The organism is Lactococcus cremoris subsp. cremoris NBRC 100676 (assembly GCF_001591705.1).
Lineage (GTDB): Bacteria > Bacillota > Bacilli > Lactobacillales > Streptococcaceae > Lactococcus > Lactococcus cremoris.
This window is the reverse complement of record NZ_BCVK01000108.1, coordinates 1-2,182: the sequence shown is the minus strand read 5'-3', so window position 1 is coordinate 2,182 and position 2,182 is coordinate 1. Positions and strand designations below refer to the sequence as shown.

Here is a 2,182-nt window from a genome sequence, read left to right as displayed (position 1 = left end):
GTTTTAGATGGATGTCGGTTAATCCGTTCATAATAACTTGATTCAGGAACATCAAGGAGTTGACAGCTTAGTCTGACATTGAGTGCTAAAGGTTGTATGGTTTGAGCCATATCCGCAGCACTCACTTCTTTTTCTCGGCGAATATGGTCAATACTTTTTTTAAGATGTCTCGTTCTTCCTTAACTTTAGCCAGTTGTCTTTTTAATTCTAGAAAATCAGCTTTAGAGACGGAGCTTTCATTAGATTTAGAGTAGAGGTCTATCCATTTATAAATTGTTGCAGGGGCCACGTCGTATTCTTTAGACAGCTGGGTGACGGATTGACCAGAATGATAGAAGGCGATAAGGGTTTCTTTAAATTCTTTTGAGTAGCGTTTTTGCATGTTTTTGTCCTTTGTCTAAATTATACAATAGTGACTCTAAGATTTAAGAATAACATCAAATTAATCTTAAAATAGTTCAAGTAATTTCTAAAAATATTACTAGATATCGTAAAAGATAGATATTATACAGCAATAAACTACGAGCAATATCTCGAATCTCGTTAAAAGCTAGGTAGGAGGATATTTATGAGCACATTTTTTGGAGTAATAGGCATATTAGCATTTTTAATTGGCCTTGTGATGCTTTTTATTAACCTGGTTAAAAAGAAATCAAAGAAACAACCTTTGATTATACTTATTGTTGGTTTCTTACTATTTATTATTGGTGTAGCTATTCCAAGTAATTCAGATGCAAAAGAATCTAAAAAATCAACTACTTCTGTATCCACTACAGAAACTAAAAAAGAAGAAACTAAAGTCACTTCTCAAAGTTCTACAAAAAAACCAAAGCCATCTTCTAAAGTACTGACAGCTCAAGAAAAAGCTATTGATGGTTTAACTGGGAATTCGTTAGCTCAAACAAAAACTGCAATTAGTTATTTATATACAGGACATATGAGTAAACAAGGGCTCTATGACCAATTAACTTCTGAGTATGGCTCACAAATGACAGTTGATGAAGCAAACAATGCAATCAATAGAATTGACCCATTAGTCAATTGGAACAACCTTGCCATACTTAGTGCTAAGTCATATCGTGAAACTGGAAATTTAACTGGACAAGCGCTTATTGATCAATTAACCTCTGAATATGGCTCTCGTTTTACTCCTGAACAAGCACAATATGGAGTTTTACATATCGATGATGAAGTAAAATCTTCGGCTATCTGGAATTAATTATTTGTAGAAAAATTCCATTCTATCTTTGGAGCGTAAGGATGGATTAAAACATTAAAACAGCGAGCAAACCCTGATTCTTACTAAAAGCTGGTAGGAGAATTTATATGAAATTTAATACTATTCAAGTCCTAATTGCATCCACACTTGCATTAGGTACTGTCGCAGTAGCTCAAGAGGTTAGTGCTGCTGAACAAACCACCAGCATTTATCGCCTCTATAACAAGAATACTGGTGAACACTTTTATACCCAAAGTCGCACAGAGCAATTGAATGCTATTATTGCAGGTTGGAATAACGAAGGAATCGGATGGGTAGCACCATCATACAGTAATTCTCCTGTTTATCGTGTTTATAACCCTCATGCTAAGGGTGGAGACCACTATTACACAAGAAGTAAATACGAAGCTCAATCTCTTGTAAACAAAGGTTGGAAGTGGGATGGAAATGGGAAACCAGTCTTCTACTCAGGAGGAAAAGCATCTGTCTATGTTGCCTACAATCCTAACGCTCAATCAGGTTCCCACAACTACACTCCTAATTCATTTGAACAACAATCATTATTAAATAATGGCTGGAAATTTGGTTCTACTGCATGGAACGCTGTGACTAAGTTTAACTGGACTCTTGCTCAATATCGTGCGTTAACTGTAGGTGATTCTGATGGTAAAGGTGGCGTAAATTATAATGCTATCATTGCTGCACACGATATTCCTTCCGATGTAACTATATACGAAAATGGCAGCTACTCATCTAAAAATGTACTCTATAGTAATTCTGATTTCAACAGTGGAGTCTATCAATATGTAAGCTTAACATTTGTTAAACAAGCAAATGGCGATTACCTTCTTTCAAATAAATCTTATTTAAGTTTATAAGCAAAAATAATTTTTAAAATAGCTAGTCATGTTACTAAAAAATAATGTTACGCATTAATTAATTTATAAAAAAGAGCCTGCTATT

At 34.5% G+C, this 2,182-nt stretch carries 2 protein-coding genes and 1 pseudogene; 2 read left to right on the top strand and 1 reads right to left on the bottom strand.

Going from position 1 to position 2,182, the window contains the following annotated elements:
• Positions 1-382 (bottom strand): annotated as a pseudogene (locus LLA01S_RS11910) (transposase); the annotation flags it as partial.
• 186 nt (positions 383-568) lie between these two features.
• Between LLA01S_RS11910 and LLA01S_RS11905 the strand changes: the two are divergent.
• Together LLA01S_RS11905 and LLA01S_RS11900 are read left to right on the top strand one after the other, a co-directional pair.
• Entirely contained in the window at positions 569-1,219 is a 651-nt protein-coding gene (locus LLA01S_RS11905; RefSeq protein ID WP_021165529.1) for an Ltp family lipoprotein, read from the top strand.
• Between the two features lie 107 nt (positions 1,220-1,326).
• Positions 1,327-2,097 carry a hypothetical protein gene (locus LLA01S_RS11900; RefSeq protein WP_021211942.1) on the top strand — a complete coding sequence of 257 codons (771 nt, stop codon included), beginning with the start codon at positions 1,327-1,329 and terminating at the stop codon, positions 2,095-2,097.
• Positions 2,098-2,182 lie beyond the last annotated feature (85 nt).